The organism is Streptococcus sp. 29887, from assembly GCF_032595075.1.
Taxonomy (GTDB): Bacteria; Bacillota; Bacilli; order Lactobacillales; family Streptococcaceae; genus Streptococcus; species Streptococcus iners.
Window position 1 is genome coordinate 1,312,931 of the sequence record NZ_CP118735.1, and the last position, 14,423, is coordinate 1,327,353.

At 41.5% G+C, this 14,423-nt stretch carries 13 protein-coding genes; 4 read left to right on the forward strand and 9 right to left on the reverse strand.

What is annotated here, in order from left to right:
* The first annotated feature begins 50 nt into the window (after positions 1-50).
* From PW252_RS06465 to glgB, 4 genes are all read left to right on the forward strand, one after another.
* Positions 51-1,178 carry a glucose-1-phosphate adenylyltransferase gene (locus PW252_RS06465; RefSeq protein ID WP_248044571.1) on the forward strand — a complete coding sequence of 376 codons (1,128 nt, stop codon included), beginning with the start codon at positions 51-53 and terminating at the stop codon, positions 1,176-1,178.
* A 12-nt stretch (positions 1,179-1,190) separates the two neighbouring features.
* Positions 1,191-2,306, forward strand: a complete 1,116-nt coding sequence (gene glgD, locus PW252_RS06470; protein WP_248044572.1) for a glucose-1-phosphate adenylyltransferase subunit GlgD — start codon at positions 1,191-1,193, stop codon at positions 2,304-2,306.
* An 8-nt stretch (positions 2,307-2,314) separates the two neighbouring features.
* A complete protein-coding gene (locus tag PW252_RS06475; protein WP_248049926.1) occupies positions 2,315-3,760 on the forward strand; it encodes a glycogen synthase in 1,446 nt (481 codons plus the stop codon).
* 68 nt (positions 3,761-3,828) lie between these two features.
* Complete coding sequence (gene glgB / locus PW252_RS06480; RefSeq protein ID WP_248049924.1) at positions 3,829-5,667, forward strand: 1,4-alpha-glucan branching protein GlgB; 1,839 nt, start codon at positions 3,829-3,831, stop codon at positions 5,665-5,667.
* Positions 5,668-5,749: 82 nt separating this feature from the next.
* On the opposite strand, the gene PW252_RS06485 is transcribed toward glgB, so the two are convergent.
* From PW252_RS06485 to PW252_RS06525, 9 genes are all read right to left on the reverse strand, one after another.
* A complete protein-coding gene (locus PW252_RS06485; protein WP_248049923.1) occupies positions 5,750-6,559 on the reverse strand; it encodes a transporter substrate-binding domain-containing protein in 810 nt (269 codons plus the stop codon).
* A 239-nt stretch (positions 6,560-6,798) separates the two neighbouring features.
* A complete protein-coding gene (locus PW252_RS06490) occupies positions 6,799-7,989 on the reverse strand; it encodes an acetate/propionate family kinase (RefSeq protein WP_248049922.1) in 1,191 nt (396 codons plus the stop codon).
* A 42-nt stretch (positions 7,990-8,031) separates the two neighbouring features.
* Positions 8,032-8,754 (reverse strand): MIP/aquaporin family protein, encoded by a 723-nt coding sequence (locus PW252_RS06495; RefSeq protein WP_024380875.1) that lies wholly within the window; start codon positions 8,752-8,754, stop codon positions 8,032-8,034.
* A 21-nt stretch (positions 8,755-8,775) separates the two neighbouring features.
* Positions 8,776-9,270 (reverse strand): GlcG/HbpS family heme-binding protein, encoded by a 495-nt coding sequence (locus PW252_RS06500; protein WP_248049921.1) that lies wholly within the window; start codon positions 9,268-9,270, stop codon positions 8,776-8,778.
* A gap of 23 nt (positions 9,271-9,293) precedes the next feature.
* Positions 9,294-9,674: a glycerol dehydratase reactivase beta/small subunit family protein gene (locus PW252_RS06505; protein WP_248049919.1), complete on the reverse strand. Its 381-nt coding sequence runs from the start codon at positions 9,672-9,674 to the stop codon at positions 9,294-9,296.
* The gene (locus PW252_RS06510; protein WP_024380878.1) at positions 9,655-11,508 is read right to left on the reverse strand and encodes a diol dehydratase reactivase subunit alpha; all 1,854 of its coding nucleotides are present in this window, start codon (positions 11,506-11,508) and stop codon (positions 9,655-9,657) included. Before PW252_RS06510 ends, PW252_RS06505 begins: the two co-directional genes overlap by 20 nt.
* Positions 11,509-11,535: 27 nt before the next feature.
* A complete protein-coding gene (locus tag PW252_RS06515; RefSeq protein ID WP_392339006.1) occupies positions 11,536-11,997 on the reverse strand; it encodes a diol dehydratase small subunit in 462 nt (153 codons plus the stop codon).
* A 69-nt stretch (positions 11,998-12,066) separates the two neighbouring features.
* A complete protein-coding gene (locus PW252_RS06520) occupies positions 12,067-12,732 on the reverse strand; it encodes a propanediol/glycerol family dehydratase medium subunit (protein WP_248049917.1) in 666 nt (221 codons plus the stop codon).
* A 12-nt stretch (positions 12,733-12,744) separates the two neighbouring features.
* On the reverse strand, positions 12,745-14,406 hold the full coding sequence (locus PW252_RS06525; protein WP_024380881.1) for a propanediol/glycerol family dehydratase large subunit: 1,662 nt from the start codon (positions 14,404-14,406) through the stop codon (positions 12,745-12,747).
* Positions 14,407-14,423: the final 17 nt, after the last annotated feature.

Genomic DNA, 14,423 nt, shown 5'->3' on the forward strand with positions numbered 1-14,423 from the left:
TTTATATCTATGTTATAATTTGCTTATAATATATATTAAGGAGTGGTTAGATGGCTCAAAATAAAATGTTAGCTATGATTCTTGCTGGTGGACGTGGAACACGTCTAGAAGGTTTGACCAAGAAAGTCGCTAAACCAGCGGTCGCATTTGGAGGAAAATATCGTATTATCGATTTCCCTCTCAGTAACTGTGCCAACTCAGGTATCGATATTGTCGGAGTTTTAACCCAGTACGAACCTGTCCTCTTGAACTCTTACGTTGCTCAATCACAACGTTGGGGCTTGGATGTGCAAGGTTCTGGTGTCTTTGTCCTTCCTCCAAGTGAGAAGATTGAAGGCTTTGGTTTGTACAAAGGTACTGCGGATGCAATTACCCAAAACATCGATTTCATTGATTTGAACGATCCTGAATATGTCTTGATCTTGTCAGGTGACCACATCTACAAGATGAACTACGACAAGCTCCTTGATACCCACATTCAGAAAAAAGCAGATGCAACCATCGCTGTTATCGAAGTGCCAATCAAAGAGGCTTCTCGCTTTGGTATCATGAACACCGACGAAGACTATCGTATCGAAGAATTCGAAGAAAAACCTGCAAATCCTAAGAGCAACTTGGCATCCATGGGTATCTATATCTTCACTTGGAAGACCTTGAAAAAGTATCTCCAAGAGGATGATAAATCTGAAACATCTTCACACGACTTTGGTCATGACATCATCCCTAAATACTTGGAAGACGGTCGTACCCTTATCGCCCATCCATTCCGTGGCTACTGGAAGGACGTTGGTACTGTGAACAGCCTTTGGGAATCAAATATGGACTTGATTGACCACGCAGGTGACTTGGATCTTTCAGACCGTTCATGGAGAATTTACTCAGAAGACAAGGGCTCTCCAGCTCAAGTAATCGGTGCTACCGCAACTGTTAAGTCAGCCTACATTGATAAAGGTGCTGTCATCGATGGTTATGTAGAGCACTCTGTCATTTCGACTGATGTTCAAGTAAGCAAAGAAGCTGTCGTTAAAAATTCCGTCCTTCTTCCTGGTGCTGTCATCGGTGAGGGAGTTGAGCTAGACTATGTCATCGTTGCTGAAAACATTAAGATTGCGGATGGAACCAAACTCTCTGGTGACGCTGATAATATCCTCTTGATTGATAAGAATGTAACCAAGTAAGAAAGGATTGCTATGTTAAGAAATACTCTAGGAATTGTAAATATTGAAGGAAACAATGTACACTTTGGTGACGTAATGGAACATCGTGGCGTACAAGCCTTTGGTTTTTTGGGACGCTATCGACTAATTGACTTCGTTCTATCAAATATGTCAAACTCAGGTATTACAGAGTTCCAAGTTTATATGCCTGTTCGTATGCGCTCAACTATCCAGCACGTTGGTACAGGTAAACACTACAACATCAACAGTAAACGTGGCTCTCTTCGTTTGCTCAACAGCGTGACCGATCCAAACTCTGTTTATCAACATGATATCAATGCCTTTTCTGACAACCTTCATTTCATTGAAAATTCAACCAAAGAATATGTGTTGATTGCACCTTCTTACTTCATCTACAGCCAAGATTTTACCAACGTCATGGAAGAGCATGAGAAAACAGGGGCGGATATTACAGTTCTCTACAAGAATATCACCGATGCAAAAGAAAACTTCATCGGTTGCCAAACCCTGAAGTTTGACGATAACAAACGTGTCGTTGCTTTTGAAGAAAACCACGGCAAGTATAAAAACCGTCCTGTTTCATTAGAAGCTTACATCATGAAACGCACAACTTTTATCGAGTTGATCAAACGTGCCAACAAGGTTTCATCACTCTATTGGTTGAAAGACATTCTTCGTGATACAGTGGATCAATACAAAATCATGGGCTATGCACACCGTGACTTTGTAGCTTGTATCAACAATGTGGAATCTTTCTTTAAGACACAGATTGATTTGATTGACCGTGATACTCGTAAACTTCTTTTCAAGAATGATTGGCCAATTCATACGCAAACAAGCGATTCTTCACCTACTCTCTATGGTCCACTGGCAGAAGTCAAACGTAGTTTAATTGCCAATGGTGCCAACATCAATGGTCAGGTAGAAAACTCCGTCATTGACCGTGATGTGATTATTGAAGAAGGAGTTGTCGTTAAAAACTCTATCATTCTCAATGGTGTAACTATCAAGAACGGTACTACCATTGAAAATGCCATCATTGACAAGTCGACAAAGATTGTTCATTCTACAGATATTAAGGGCAGTGAAGCAAATCCAGCCTACATCAAAGCACATCAAATCATCTAGGAGAAATCATGACAAGAAAATCTGTTCTCTTTGTTGCATCTGAAGGACTTCCATTCATCAAGACTGGTGGTTTGGCCGATGTTATCGGATCCTTGCCAAAAGAATTGGTAAAACAGGGGTTGGATGTCCGTGTGGTTCTACCACTCTATAAGAAAATTGCTATCAATAACCATGCTGATTTTGACTATGTGTCTAGTTTTGATGTTCGTGCAGGCGACATTCAGTCCATGGCTAATGTTTACAGTCAAGTAATCGATGGTGTTACCTTCTATTTCATTGAACACCGTGACTTCTTTGAACGTGATGAACTGTATGGCTATGACGATGATGCTATGCGCTTTGGTTATTTCCAACACGCTACCTGTCGTCTATTAGAGGCACTCAACTACTTCCCAGACGTCATTCACACACATGACTGGCATACTGCTGCACTTCCATTCCTCTGCCGTACTTTCTACAGCTACCGTGAGGAATTCCGTGCTATCAAGCATGTCTTCACCATCCATAATCTAGCTTTCCAAGGCATTTTCCATAAGCAAGCCCTTTGGTCTGCTCTTGGCATGGACTATAGCTACTACTTAGATGGAATTGCTCGTTTCCATGACGAGTGCATTTCCTTTATGAAATTGGGTATCTTGTATGCTGACAAGGTAACAACCGTTTCAGATACCTATGCGCGTGAAATTTTGACCGAAGAATTCGGTGAAAATATGCAACACGTCCTCGAACTTCGCAAGCATGACTTGGTCGGTATTGTCAATGGTATCGATTACGATAGCTGGGACAGTCAAACAGACCACTATCTTGTGAAAAACTATGGACTAGAAACGATCGCTGATAAGAAAGCCAATAAATTGGCTTTACAAGCGCAGTTTGGCCTCCCACAGGATGAACATGTCCTGATGATTGGTATCGTTTCTCGTTTGACCTGGCAAAAAGGATTCTATCTCTTAACTGAGGTGCTCAGCCATCTTCTTCAAGCCCATGTCCAATTTGTTATCTTGGGGAATGGTGAAGCGGATGTTGAAAATGCCTTTAACCATTTCAAACATGCCTATCCTGAAAAATTTGCCTTCTACCGTGGCTACAATGAACCGCTTGCCCACCAAATTTATGCAGCAAGTGACCTCTTCCTCATGCCATCTATGTTTGAACCATGTGGTATCAGCCAGTTGATCTCTATGCACTATGGAACACTTCCATTGGTGCGTGAAACAGGTGGCTTAGTCGATACAGTTACACCGTATCATATTGACAGCAAAGAAGGTACTGGCTTTACATTTGGTGGTCGTGATGCCTACAATATGCGTCAAGTATATGATTTGGCACTTCAGACCTACTATGACCGTCCAGAAGACTGGTACGCTATGGTCAAACAGGCTATGGAACGTGATTTCAGTTGGACTGCTTCTGCTGAGAAATACATCTGGCTCTACCGTGAAATCAGTGGCTAGATAAGATTTGTAACAAACTGGAAAGGAGTGTGACCAACGTCCACTCCTTTTCCACAAGGGAGATTGCTATGACAGAATTTACTGATTTGGATTTATACTATATGAATTCCGGTGAGCATACCACTCTTTATGAAAAAATGGGTGCTCATTTGGTGAAGGAGCGCAATAAAATCCTTGGCACTCAATTCCGTGTCTATGCTCCAAATGCTAGAGAAGTTTTCTTGGTTGGAAACTTTAATGACTGGCAACGAACCCATCCCTTACAGCATGAAATTGACGGTGTATATCAGCTTTATGTTGAAGGTTTGAAATCTTTCGAGGACTACAAGTATGTGATTATCACCCACGATGGTCGGGAAATTTACAAGGCTGACCCTTATGCCTTTTTCAGCCAAGAACGTCCCAACACTGCTTCTACAACCTACAATCCGCGATACAAATTTAAAGACGATCTTTGGATGTACCATCGCGTCAATTACGATTTCAAGGATCAACCTGTTTCTATCTACGAAGTTCACCTGGGTTCCTGGAAACAGAAGTTTGCCAACAAAAATGAGGGTGGTGCACCACTAGAAGCCTTTTATAACTATAAGGAAATTGCTCCGCTTCTCATTGAACACGTCAAGGAAAATAACTACACTCACATTGAACTTTTGCCAATCACTGAGCATCCTCTAGATGCATCTTGGGGCTACCAGGTTACAGGTTATTACAGCCCTACCAGTCGCTATGGCAAGCCAGATGAACTCAAGTATTTGGTTGATCAATGTCACCAGGCTGGAATTGGGGTCATTCTGGATTGGGTTCCACTTCATTTTTGTAAGGATGCCCATGGCCTCTATCAATTTGACGGTAGTTGGCTCTACGAATACCCGCACGAACAAGACCGCGAAAATCACCAGTGGGGAACAGCTAACTTTGATTTAGGTAAGGGCTTGACGCGTTCTTTCCTTCTGTCTAATCTCAAATACTGGTTGGAAAACTTCCATTTTGACGGAATCCGGGTGGATGCCCTGTCCTACCTGCTCTACTGGCGTGGGGAAACGGAAGATGACAAGATTAACCATGGAGCGATTGATTTTATCAAACGTGTCAACGCCATGGTTCACACCGACTATAAGGGTGTTATGATGATTGCAGAAGATTCTTCAAGTTTCCCTAAGGTAACCCATCCTCTCGAAGACGGTGGTATCGGTTTTGATATGAAATGGGATTTGGGCTGGATGAATGATACCTTGAAATTTGTTGAACGTCCGTCCGTCTATCGTAAATACCATTCAAATGAAATCACTTTCGGCATGTACTACAACCAGAATGAACAATTTCTCTTGCCATTGTCCCATGATGAAGTGGTTCATGGAAAACTATCTATCATTGATAAAATGAATGGAGATTACGAAGACAAGTTTCATTTGGCACGTGTTTACTACAGCTTCTATTTTGCTCATCCAGGTAAGAAATTACTCTTTATGGGCAATGAATGGGGCCACATCCGTGAATGGCATGAATACACTGAAATGGACTGGGGACTTAAACTATATCCAATCCATGATTCTTTCTACCAAATGATGAAGACCCTGTCTACTTTCTATCGTGAGCACGATGCATTTTGGAAATATGATTACCAGGCCTACGATAAAGGATTTAAGTGGGTGAAAATTGATAGCGAAGCTAGTCTATATGCCTTTACGCGAATGAGTGATGACCAAGAAATCTTGACCATTCATAATTTTAACGATCAAGAATTGTTTGACGTCCACTTGGATTTGCCAGCTGACAGCGAGTACAAACTGGTCTTCTCTTCTAATGCTATTCCAATGGAAACATTTAGCCTCTATCCAGATGAAAATGGCGCGACAATTACTGTTCCACGCTTGACAAGTTTCTATCTAGAGCGGGTAAAATAAGAGCATGTAAGAATGGAGTTCAAAACTTCATTCTTTTTTGTATGCAAAAACAACCACCGTTTCCGATGATTGTTTGTCTGACTTATTCAACAGCTGTATAAGTTGCTGCTTTTTCAAGGAAGGTATCAAATTCGCCACTTGCTTTCACTTCTGCGATGACCTTGTCAATCTCAGTTTTTAGGTCTGTGCTTCCTTTTGGAAGGGCGATAACTTTTGAGTTCTCATCAATGGTGGGAAACTGTGCTGATGCAATAGCAAGATCACTATTTTGTGAAACATAACCTGCCGCAACTGGAGAATCCATCAAGACTGCTTCTACCTTGCCAGTTTTCAATTCATTTACCGCTTCACCCATTTGTGTCAATGAAACAATTTTGGCATCTGCCATATTTTCTTTTGCATATGTTTCCTGAGTTGAACCTTTTTGAACAGCCAAGGATTTTCCTGCAAGTGCATCAACACTTGAGATGGTTTCAGCATTTTCTTTCTTAACAAGTAGAACGTCAGCGATTTGGTAATAGCTTTCTGAGAAGTCAAAAACTTTTGCACGTTCTTCAGAGTAAGATAGACCAGCGATTGCAATGTCAGCCTTGCCAGATTGGACACTGTTCAAAACGTTGTCAAAGCTCATGGCTGATACTTCCAACTTCACACCGAGCTCATCCGCAATTTTTTGTGCCAGCATAATATCTGCTCCAACAACTTCGTTTTTGCCATCAACAAGCGTTTGGAATTCAAATGGTGCATAGTCAGGACTTGTCGCTACAACCAAGGTTCCTTTTTCTTTAATTTTCTCGAGTGTTGATTGGCTTGAAGATGAGCTAGTTGAAGAACAAGCTGCTAGTGTAAATCCAGCTAACAAGGTAGCTGCTAAAGTAAATAGTTTTTTCATTTTTTACCCTCTTTTTCCTTCTTTATTGAAACGATGTCATTTTTCCTAATGAATCATCGGACCTTGAAAGTAATTTTCTCCATATTTTCTTCCTCTTTTCAAAAGATATGTCTAGTATATAGTAATTTTATACACTTGTCAACAATTATTTTGTATTTTTATGCGATTTTTTTATTTTTTATTCAAACAAAAAAATTCTAGCCCTTTCATTAGGGCTAGAATGGAGGAAATATGTAATTTTATGAGATCAATTCCATTGTATCTCTTGCAATCATTAGTTCTTCATTGGTTGGAAGCACAAATAACTTGATACTGGAATCATCTTTACTAATCAGTTTTTTACTACTTTCATTTGCTTCATGATCAAGTTTCACACCGAAAACAGAAAGTTTTTCTGCGACTTTCTCACGTATCAATCTGGAATTTTCACCTATTCCTGCTGTGAAAACAATGGCATCTGCTCCACCTAAATCTACCATATAGGTCGCAATGGTATGAGCAATTCGATTGGTAAACATTTCAATTGCTGTGATGGCTTGAGAATAGCCTTTATGATAGGCTTCTTCAATATCACGCAAATCATTACTAATTTCGGAAACAGCTAATAGGCCAGACTCTTTATTCAGAATGGCTGTGATTTGACTAGGGGTCAAGCCTTCTTCTTCCATTAGGAAAGGAAGAATGGCTGGGTCAATATCACCACTTCTGGATCCCATCATCAGCCCTGCTAAAGGAGTGAAGCCCATGGAAGTATTGATGGATTGTTGCCCCTTAATGGCACAGATACTTGCTCCATTGCCAAGATGACAACTGATGACCTTCAACTGATCCGTATCAAGAGCTTGCTGTCTATATACTTCCTTGGTAATTAAAGAAATGTATTTATGGCTGGTGCCATGGAAACCGTATTTGCGTAAACGGTATTTGTCATAATACTTTCTAGGTAGAGGGTAAAGGTAGTATTCCTCGCTTAAGGTTTGATGAAAGGCTGTATCAAAAACTGCCACATTTGGAGTATTTGGCAAAAGCTCCTTGAAGGCTTTAATAACCTCTAAGTTTGCTGGATTATGACTTGGAGCTAAGAAGGACAATTCATCAATCTTTGTCAAGACACTTTCGTCAACCAAAGCCGATGCCTTAAAATAATCACCACCATGGGCCACACGATGCCCAATTCCAGCAATATCTGCTAAGGATTGTATAATCCCTTTTTCATCTAATCTTTTTAGTAGATAGTTTACTGCCTCTTTATAACTTGAAAGAACTAGTTTTTCTGTCTCCTTTTGTCCTTTGTAAACCAAAGTAAATGCCGATTCCGGTTCTCCAATTCTTTCAAATATACCTTTAGCGATGATTTCCTCATCAGGCATGGCTAATAATTGAAATTTTAAAGATGAACTACCAGCATTGATTGCAAAAATTTTCCTCATTACTCGTCCTTTCTTCAAACACATTCTGCAATGAGAGAGGGATTAGCCCATTCCCAAGGCTTTAAATACGAATACAGCTAGAGTTGCACCAACAGTTGGTGCAACAATTGGAATCCAAGCATAGCCCCAATTCGCTCCGCCCTTATTTGGAATAGGTAAGAGGGCATAGGCCAAACGAGGACCGAAATCACGCGCAGGGTTGATGGCATAACCCGTTGTTGAACCGAATGACAAGCCGATGGCCATAACTAGGAAAGCAACTACAACAGGAGCAAGACCTACTGCAAAACCTGCAGTATTCATCAATAACAAAACGAAAATGAAGAAGAAGGTCGCGATTACTTCACTCAAGAAGTTAAAGGTTGTGTTGGGAATAGCTGGACCAGTGGCAAAAATACCGACTGAATTCCCTTCCTCAGCTGTTGTTGCTTGGAAATGTGGATAGTAATGCAAAACAACGATTGCTGCACCAGTAAAGGCGCCGAGAATTTGTGCAATGATGTAACCTGCCACCATACTCCAATCAAACAAGCCGCCTAAGGCAAAAGCGATTGTGACTGCGGGATTTAGGTGCCCACCTGTTTCAAAGAAACCAGCAACATAAACACCGCACATTACGGCAAAGCCCCAGGCAAAGATTACAGTTAGAAAACTAGGGGACATATTTTTGGATAGGGCGTGTTTTAAACTAATTGAGGATCCGAAGCCTGTACCAAAGGCTATCAGAACCATTGTGCCTAAAAATTCACCAATGTATTTCTCCATCGTGAGAATCTCCTTCTAATATTATTTTAGATTTATTTCTTCAATTGCATACTCGGCAATTGTTTGATCTTCTATAGCGTTGCCGCCACTGATACCAATTGCTCCGATAATCCGTCCCTTGGAATAAATAGGAATTCCACCTGCTAAACTAACAATCTGACCTTCTGACATTGTTTCTAGTTGAAAGAGCCAATGGTTGGGTTTTGTTAATAGAGCTAGGTCTTTTGACTGCATTTTCATGCCAACAGCTGTGTAGGCTTTTTTATAGGCCATATCGTAGCTAACCAAAAGGGAATCTTCCATGCGATAGGATAGGATTACATGAGCACCTGCATCCACCAGGGTAATCACAACAGGTACTTTCAATTCCTGTGCTTTTTCTCTGGCACGATTTACAATATCAAAAGCTAGGTCATAGAGATTTATGCTGTGTAAATCATCTTTTTTTTCTAAGAGCTCTTGACATTTTTGAATGATTCTTTGAATCAGGATTTCATCGATTTGATTTTGTGTCATCTTTTCTCTCCGATTACCTATTTCTAAAAGGATGTTTCCAAGGCAGAATCCTGTATCAATGGAGTTCCTTTAACAAGTTTAGCTGCATTAGTCCCTAAAATCCTTAAGACACGATTAGACTGGTTTGGATAGTTACTTAAACGATAGAAAAACTGTTCCGTTTGTAAATTTCGATAATGGAGAACAATTTCTCTTTCATTGATAGCTAAACCAACCGAGAGTGGTGAGGACTGAGCAGCTTGATGGGCCAGAGAAACGATACTTTCCGAAGAAAGCTCTATAGTTTCTTTTAAAAATGGAATTCCTTCTTCCTCCATACCAAGCTCTAACTGAGTCAACTTTTCTTCAGGTACCTTTCCCAACTTGTAAATTAGAATAACTGGCTTAGTTGCTTGATAGAACATAAGCATCACCCCACTCTTCTTTACAGTATGAAAGTACCAAACCTGTTGCTACTGCATTTCTTGGTCCAGAAGTTCCTCGGATATTTCCTCGACCTGCCACGATATTGCTCTGAGATAGGGCATCGGTTATCAACTGCGGTACTTCAAAGTCTAAGGCTGAACCACCTACTATAACCACAAATGGAATGTCCCTGATGTCCTGCGTCGGACTGACTGTCTTTAAGGCCCGAATGGCGTTGGTCACAAAGACTCTTTCTTTGGCTGTCTGGCGAACAATCTTGATTTTTTCGATAGAATAGTCTGTGTCAAGCGGTACTAATTCTCCAGTGTCTTTGACGATGACTACTCGGGCAAATAAATCTCCGCTCAGAGGCTTGTCAAAGAATTGGACACTGCCATCCTCATGGCGAATATGGAAAATACTTTCTACCTTGGCAAGGGGGTATTTCTTAATATCCTCTGCCAAATGCCTATCTTCAAGACCTAACTCCGTATTGATGAGCATGGTGACCATATCACCAGCACCAGCTAGGTGAACAGCTTGGATGTCCCCTTTTTGGTTAATAATGGAGGCATCTGTGGAACCAGCCCCAAGGTCTAGAATAGCCATTGGTTGACTAGTACCTGGTGTTGTTAAAGCTCCAAGAATAGCTGAGTGGGCCTCAGCTCCCCCGATTTCAACAGGTACACCCAATTCCTTTTCAACTTCCTGAGCAATAAGGGACATCTGTAATCTGTCAGAGTTAACCATGGAGGCAATTCCAACGGCCTGCTCCATTGAAAATTCTCCGGCAAGACCACCTTTTACGGTGATAGGAGCAAAAGTATCCACTGCCAGAATATCCTGAATCTTAATCTGATCCAGTTGTTTCTCAGTTAAATTTGCCATGGTAAGCCGGACTTTCTCAAGCATACCACCCACATTGGTTCCCGCTTCCCCCAGAACATTTTCGATATGTTGAATACGGGAAACATGGTCCATAATGGCTTCTGCACCTTTTGAAATATCAACGCTGGTGTTCTGTTGCTGACCAATAATCTTGATAGTTCCTGCTGGAATTGTCCTTGCTTGAACATCTCCTTTTGGTGTTTTTATAACAACGGCTGAACGATTTCCAATCAGGGCACGGGCAATCGGAACGACCTGCTTGGTATCTTGTGCATCAAGCTGAAAGACCGTCGCAATACCATAAGGATTGGAGAGTTGGGAAATGACTTTACCAACTTCTGCAACCTCAACCGCCGCCAACATTCCTAAAGGCACCTTATCTATATAGGAAATTTCATCTACAATCGGTATCTTTTTCTCTAAGCGATTATTAACTAAGACACCGTCATCAGCCTGCAAGACTGCACCGACAATCTTATATCCTCTTGAAACATAGGCATTGATAAGTTGGGCCACCGCATCGAAATCGACTTGCTTAGAAGCCACAACGATATAGCTATCTGTCATTGGCTTATTGATCAAGTCCAAGATGTCAACGGTATAACCAACCCCCAACCCAAGTCCACCTGGTGTCCTTGGGTTGTGGCCAATCATGGTAGATTCTGTAATGACAGTTTCCGTAATGGTTTCCATAGCAACATCTCCAATTACGGGAGTTGCTTCATTGATACGGATCAAAGAAATATCTTTGATACTAAGATTGGTTGGTTCTAAGAGTAATTTCAGGGACTGATATATGCCATGAACATTTTCTTTTGTTCCCTTGATACCAGTTGTATCTGCAATCGCAGAGGACAGAAACTGGACGGTTCCATTATCGTATAGCTGAGCTAAGGCAGACTCAGTTGATGAATTTCCAATGTCAATACCGATAATATACTTCATTCCTTCTTCCTCCTTTCGATTTTCAGATTAGTTATCACCTTTTAGTTTCTTACGGCGTTCATAGTGTTCTGCTGCTTCACGGACAAATCCTGAACAGATTTTCGCTCCATAAACATTTTCAAGTTCATTTGCGATGTCCAATAGTTCTTGCTTAGAAGAACGGTAAGGACGAAGGGCATTATAGATTTCCAATACACGTTCATCTGGTACCTTGGTCAATTCTGCCGCGCGTGAGAAATTGTATTCGATAGCTTCACGACCAGCATTACGCGCGATTTCACCTTGTTTTAAGAGGATTTCTGGCTTAATCCGCAAGTCTTTTGAAGTGATACTACCATTGACAATATTTTCCAAAGTAATGTCTTCAAATTTCTTGTTATCACCAACAACAATCCAGTCTGGGTGTTTTTGGGCAATCGGATAGTCTGCTGCAGTAGCTTCTGTACCTTTTGGTAGACCACTGGTTACAGGTTTGTCGTGTCCATTCATCTCTTCTAAGATTTTTCTTACTAATAGTTCTACTGATTCACTCATTTCGATTTCTCCTTGAAGATTTTCTTAAATCAATTCAATTTCATCAGCTGGACGACCTTTTTCAACAAGCTTGGTTTCTTTGATATGAAGCAAGGCTGAATAGGCTTGGTACTTAGGACGAGCCATTTGGTCATTCAAGGTTGGAACAGGGTTTGGTGTTTCACCTTTGGCATATTTAGCAGCATTTTTACCAATTAAACGATAGGTATCTGCTGTCAGCAGTGGTGCTTGTGGGAAGAGTTCTAAGTTACTCAATGGTGGTAAAGCTCTTTGGTGAATAACAGTTGTTCCTTTAGACTGAATACCGATTGAAATACCTGAACCAGATAGGTGATCGCCTTCTACTGCCACAAAGGCAACGTCTGATGAACGATAAACCTTGACAACACGCGCTTTCAAGCCTTCTTCTTCAATACCTGCAATCACTTGTCGTAACACTTCGGTATGAGGGATATCAACCATGGTCTTGGTTTGTTGTGTGCCAAAAGCAGGACCAACTGCAATAACCACTTCATCAACAGATTGGCTTGGTTTGGCAACGCCAATGGTGCGAACAACAGCCTTTTCTGGCAGGACTTCTTTCTTGGTAGTTGTAGTAGTTTGAGTTGCAGGAGTAGGATTTGTCAGGCCAACTTCCTTGATTACTTCTGCAATAATGGAACGTAGTACGTCCTCATTGATGGTTGTCATAATGATTACCTCCTAAATATCACGTGGATCAATGGCATTTGGAATGTTCTTCACTTTTTCCCACTCTTCTCCAACCAGACGGTGACCTGTGCCGACACCGACATAGTCATTTGGTGAGTTGATTGCAGAGATAACATTCCAATTGCGGTCAAAGATAGCAGATGTTTGCAAGAAATCTCCAGCAACACGTTGTTTGAAGAGATTTACAAGCTCATTGGCAACATCTGGGAAACCATTATTGGCAAGGGCTTTAATGAGGTCTACGCCTTGTACACCGCGTTCTAAGAGATTAACAGCTGCCTTGATGTCTTCAACCTTGTCACGCTCTGGCATATCTTTTGAACCATGGGCGTAGGTAGCTGCTTCAACTTCCTCATCTGTAATAGCTGGCAAACCAAGACCTTTGAAGAGGGCTTGCATAACTTTGGCTGCTTTACGGCGAACTTGAACAACTTCCTCTTCGCGAGCTGGACGCAAACCACCATCAACACGCAAGTCACGTTGCAAGATATTATAATCATCGTAGTCTTCTGCATCCCAGTTAGAGCCAGCAAACATGTTGTCGTAGTTTGGTGTAGAAGAGTAACCTGAGTTAATAAAGTCTGTACCTGGTGCCAATTGCATCAAGGTGCGGACAGAGCGACGAAGGTCTGAGTGAGTAAAGGTTTGGTCATTTGAAGAAGCACATTCCAAGTCAAGCATGGTAGCAATCAAGTTTTCAGCAATGACTGCACGGATACCACTTGGAACGGCCGCAGGAATACCGATACAAGATACAGAACCGTTTTGGGTACCTTGTACACCAGCTGCTTTTGTGATATACAAGCAACGAGCTTCAAGATAGAGCATGGATTTGCCTTCTGCTTGTCCCATCTGCACTTCTGCACCAGTACCTGATGTGAAACGCATCTTCAGACCACGAGAAGCATAGGCAGATGCCAAGAAGGCTTTAGACCAAGGGGTATCATCACCATCTGTAAAGACATCTTCAGTACCATAAACAGAAATGGTTTCAGCGTAAGCTGTGAATCCTCTCATACCAAGGTCCAGCTCGGTTGCTTCTTCCAAGGCACATTGGGTCAATACGCCTGGACGACCAACTTGAGAACCAATCATAATCCCTAGGGCGTTGAATGGGGCGTAGCGAGCAACCGCAACTGTTGTTTCTTGCTCTGCAAATCCACGAAGGGCACCTTCTGCCGCATCCGCTGCAATTTGAACAGGGTTATCATTTACGTTGGTAACGTGTGATTGAGTAGCTGTTTGTTTGCGGGTACGCATTTTTTGAACAGCCATCATAATTTCAACTACGTTCATGTGGCTCACGACTTCAACAATTTTAGCTGGAGTCATAGCCTTGGTCAATTTAACAATTTCAGAACGAGGTACAGAAGGAGTCAAAATCATATTAGCAATTTCTTTCGAGTCCATCTTCACGACTTCTTCTGCATGGGCCAAATCAATACCGTAGTTTGCAATAAACTGGTCAATCAGGTCAAATTCTTCTTTTGGTTTGCCATCCAATTCAACCACTTTACCATTGACAATTTTGATACTTGGTTTTGGATCGTTGGGGCTTTCCATTGCAATAAGACCTTCTTCAACCCACTCTGTTACAAATCCGTCTTGGTTGATTGGGCGGTTACTTAATGCCTCAAAACGTTTTGATTTCATATTTCTTTCTCCCTATC

Coding starts and splice junctions, on each gene's coding strand:
- PW252_RS06485 (WP_248049923.1), bottom strand. CDS start 6,559: ATGAAAAAACTATTTACTTTAGCAGCTACCTTGTTAGCTGGATTTACA.
- PW252_RS06505 (WP_248049919.1), bottom strand. CDS start 9,674: ATGTTCTATCAAGCAACTAAGCCAGTTATTCTAATTTACAAGTTGGGA.
- PW252_RS06490 (WP_248049922.1), bottom strand. CDS start 7,989: ATGAGGAAAATTTTTGCAATCAATGCTGGTAGTTCATCTTTAAAATTT.
- PW252_RS06475 (WP_248049926.1), top strand. CDS start 2,315: ATGACAAGAAAATCTGTTCTCTTTGTTGCATCTGAAGGACTTCCATTC.
- PW252_RS06510 (WP_024380878.1), bottom strand. CDS start 11,508: ATGAAGTATATTATCGGTATTGACATTGGAAATTCATCAACTGAGTCT.
- PW252_RS06515 (WP_392339006.1), bottom strand. CDS start 11,997: ATGAATGGACACGACAAACCTGTAACCAGTGGTCTACCAAAAGGTACA.
- glgB (WP_248049924.1), top strand. CDS start 3,829: ATGACAGAATTTACTGATTTGGATTTATACTATATGAATTCCGGTGAG.
- glgD (WP_248044572.1), top strand. CDS start 1,191: ATGTTAAGAAATACTCTAGGAATTGTAAATATTGAAGGAAACAATGTA.
- PW252_RS06500 (WP_248049921.1), bottom strand. CDS start 9,270: ATGACACAAAATCAAATCGATGAAATCCTGATTCAAAGAATCATTCAA.
- PW252_RS06465 (WP_248044571.1), top strand. CDS start 51: ATGGCTCAAAATAAAATGTTAGCTATGATTCTTGCTGGTGGACGTGGA.
- PW252_RS06520 (WP_248049917.1), bottom strand. CDS start 12,732: ATGACAACCATCAATGAGGACGTACTACGTTCCATTATTGCAGAAGTA.
- PW252_RS06495 (WP_024380875.1), bottom strand. CDS start 8,754: ATGGAGAAATACATTGGTGAATTTTTAGGCACAATGGTTCTGATAGCC.
- PW252_RS06525 (WP_024380881.1), bottom strand. CDS start 14,406: ATGAAATCAAAACGTTTTGAGGCATTAAGTAACCGCCCAATCAACCAA.